This is a genomic window from Rheinheimera sp. (assembly GCF_030824435.1).
Lineage (GTDB): Bacteria > Pseudomonadota > Gammaproteobacteria > Enterobacterales > Alteromonadaceae > Pararheinheimera.
Genome location: NZ_JAVBXS010000047.1, coordinates 1 through 3613, shown reverse-complemented (window position 1 = coordinate 3613; position 3613 = coordinate 1). Strand labels below are relative to the sequence as shown.

Annotated in this window: 2 protein-coding genes; both read left to right on the top strand. The window is 45.7% G+C overall.

Features of this window, described 5'->3' with window-relative positions; genetic code table 11:
* Positions 1-898: 898 nt before the first annotated feature.
* Positions 899-2734 carry a bifunctional acetyl-CoA hydrolase/transferase family protein/GNAT family N-acetyltransferase gene (locus tag RCH83_RS10735; protein ID WP_306521837.1) on the top strand — a complete coding sequence of 612 codons (1836 nt, stop codon included), beginning with the start codon at positions 899-901 and terminating at the stop codon, positions 2732-2734.
* Between the two features lie 6 nt (positions 2735-2740).
* Positions 2741-3613: histone deacetylase family protein (locus RCH83_RS10730; RefSeq protein WP_306521835.1), on the top strand; the 873-nt coding region annotated here is incomplete at its 3' end.

Here is a 3613-nt window from a genome sequence, read left to right as displayed (position 1 = left end):
CCCCGCTCAGTGAGCGGGGTTTTTTGTATTTAGGATCCGGCGGTCTATTGCCCGAGCAGGGCATTCCCATGCGAGTAGTACAGTGAAGCTGGGAATTAAGGAAGCCAATAATTTGGCTTCCTTCCAGCTGAACGGCCCTGAGCTCTGCGAAGGGCATCAAGGCTCCTAATAAAGATAAAAAGCCCACTCGAAAGAGTGGGCTTTTTGCATTTTACGTCCTGTAAAATGTCCTGCGGACCGGCTGTGCCGTCCAAATCCGCTCCTGCGGATTTAGTGCTTTATGGCATTCTGGTGGTCTATTACCCGAGCAGGGCATTCCCATGCGAGTAGTACAGTGAAGCTGGGAATTAAGAACGCAATCAATGTTGCGTTCTTCCGGCTGAACAATCCCGAGCTCTGCGAGGGATATGAAGGCTCCCAATACAAAAACAGTTTTGCTGTCTGCCGATTGAACAATCCCAAGTTCAGCGAGGGATACCAAGGCTCTCAATAAAGCCAAAAACCAGCTCAAAATCTTGCCTTAAAAGCAAACTATCACAACAATCCCGCCCAAAAAGTCAGCTTATCAGGCGCAATAAAACCGATAATCTATCGTTTTTAGCCCCAAAATTGCTGAAATAATAAACATCTAATCGCCCAATAACCCAGCGCCAAACCACAAACAACACAATAAATCAGTCATACAACCTGATAAATATGCTGCGACAGCGAAACTCACTATGCCAAAACCGCCAACCGATTAACTCGCAACTTGGCCTTTGGTCGAATATTCACACAGCGAGAATATCGTTATGCTCAATACTATTATTCAGTTTTTGTTGTGCGCATTTTTAGCCAGATCAATAAATAAGGTTGCTAAGAGTGCATACTGAAGTGAATCAATCCGGATGTTACTTTTATGATTGCACCAACAAAAAACCTCGACTGGTCTGCATTATTACAGTCCGGTAACCGAATTTTTATTGGCTCCAACGCCGCCGTGCCTAATGCGTTAATTGATGATTTGATCGCCAATGCCAATCAATTACATGATATTGAGGTTGTACAAATTCAAACCATTTCTGATGACAAATGGGTTGAAGAGAAGTACAAAGATCTTTTTAAAGTCAATGCGTTATTTATAAGTGGTGACAAAGTTCGCCAGGCTGTTGCTGAAGGCCGTGCCGACTATACACCCTGCTTTTTATCTGAGATCCCCACCTTGTTCAGCAGCAATATTTTACCTTTGGATGCTGCCTTGGTGATGTTAAGTCCGCCGGATGAATATGGCTATTGTTCTTTGGGTGTATCAGTGGATATTGTTTCTTCCGCGGTTAAATACGCCAAAAAGGTTATAGCGCAGTTTAACCCTTTAATGCCGCGCACCAGCGGCCATGCTTATATTCATCAAAGCAAAATTGATGCATTTATTGAGGTATCACAACCTTTACCGGAAGTACCGCCGCCTCAGTTTGAACAACGTATTGAACGGATTGGCCAGTATGTATCTATGTTGATAGATGATGGTGCTACCTTGCAAATAGGCATCGGCAAAATTCCTGAAGCCGTATTACGTTATCTCGGGAACCATAAAAATATTGGTATTCACAGTGAAATGATTTCTGACGGTATTATTGAGCTGATGCGAAAAGGTGTGATCAACAACAGTCAGAAAACTTTCCATCCTGGCAAAACAGTCACCAGCTTTTGCCTGGGTACGCAGCAACTCTATGATTTTGTGAATCAAAATCCGCATGTTGAGTTTTATCCCAGTGAATATGTTAATTCGCCAACCAATATTGCCCGTAATGACAATATGGTGGTGATTAACGGTGCTATAGAGGTGGATTTAACAGGCCAGGTTGTCTCTGATTCAATTGGTTACCAGTTTTATAGTGGCATTGGCGGTCAGGTTGATTTCAGCCGGGGCGCTTCGATGAGTAAAGGTGGCAAACCTATAATTGCGCTGCCATCAACGGCTAAAAACGGCACTATCTCCAGAATCGTGCCCCATATTGCTGAAGGCAGCGGCGTGGTGACATCGCGCGGCCATGTGCATTATGTGGTGACAGAGTATGGTGTTGCTGCGCTACGTGGCAAGAGTATCCGCGAAAGGGCGCTGGAGCTCATCAGAGTGGCACACCCCAAATTCCGCGCTGAGTTACTGGCAGAAGTTCGTAAACATTATTGGGTGCCAAATTATCAGATCCAGACGCCGGTTGATGTGCCTGAACTGGGTGGTGTCGGGCTGAAAATCCTGGAAATTGGTGGTGAAAGTTTTGACCTTCGGCCATTAAATCCGGCCGACGAGCGGCGCTTGCAGGAGTTTTTTTATTCCCATACCAAAGAAACCCTGTTATTGCGTTACAACCATCACCCCAAACAGATGTCGCGGGAAAAATCCAGTGTATTGGTTAGTGTTGATCAATCGCGCGACCTGGCTTTGTGTATTGTGCGTCAACAAGGTTCAGCATTGGAAATTCAGGCTGTTGGTCGTTATTACCTGATTGAAAGTAACAATAGCTGCGAAGTTGCTTTTGTAACGCGCGAGCGTCATCAGGGCAAAGGCATGGCAAAAATACTATTGCAGGAAATGATCGCCATAGCGCGTCAGCGTGGTATTCAGCTGATGACCGCTTATGTCAGGGCCGAAAATAAAGCCATGTTGAGTGTATTTGAAAAAGCTGGTTTTAAGCGGGTTCGGGCAGAAGAACCGGATGAAGTGAATTTACAACTGAAGTTACAGGCTGAGTAACACATTATGACAGTGACAGTATTAAGCCATCCGGCATGTCTGAAACACGACCTTGGCGCTGATCATCCGGAATCTCCCGCCAGGCTACACGCTATTTTTGATCAGATTTTAACTTCAGGTCTGGAATACGTCCTGCAACATAAAGACAGCACTGCAGCGACTGATGAACAGCTGGCGCTGGCGCATGACAAAAATTACATTGCAGCTATAGAAGCACAAGCACCTGAGCATGGATTGCTTTGGCTGGATGATGACACCGCCATGATGAATCAGTCATTACAGGCGGCCCGTTATGCCGCTGGCGCAGCTATTAATGCCGTAGATTTAGTGATGCAAGGGCATGATCAGCAAGCATTTTGTGCCATAAGGCCGCCAGGGCATCATGCTGAACATGCCAAAGCCATGGGCTTTTGTTTATTTAATAATATTGCGGTTGCAGCAAGTTATGCGCTTCAGCACTACAAGCTGCAACGGGTTGTGATTGTTGATTTTGATGTGCACCACGGCAACGGTACTGAGCAGATTTTCGGGGACGACAACAGAGTGTTGTTTTGTTCATCTTTTGAACATCCGTTTTACCCTTTTACCGATCCAGAAAGTACAGCACAGCAGTTAAAAATGCCGCTTGCCGGTGGCAGTGACGGTCAATTATTCCGGCAGCGGGTGCAAGAGCAATGGTTGCCTGCTATAGAGGCTTTTGCGCCACAACTTATGCTGATTTCCGCAGGTTTTGATGCGCATTATGAAGATGAAATGGCACATCTGAAATGGCGTGAAGCCGATTATCAATGGATAGCAACTGAGTTAAAAAATATGGCGCTAAGGCATTGTGATGGCCGAATTGTGGCGTGCCTGGAAGGTGGTTATGCCGGCAGTGCT

Bases quoted from the DNA above. Each gene is read 5' to 3' on its own strand.
- RCH83_RS10735 (WP_306521837.1), top strand. From the start codon at position 899: ATGATTGCACCAACAAAAAACCTCGACTGGTCTGCATTATTACAGTCC.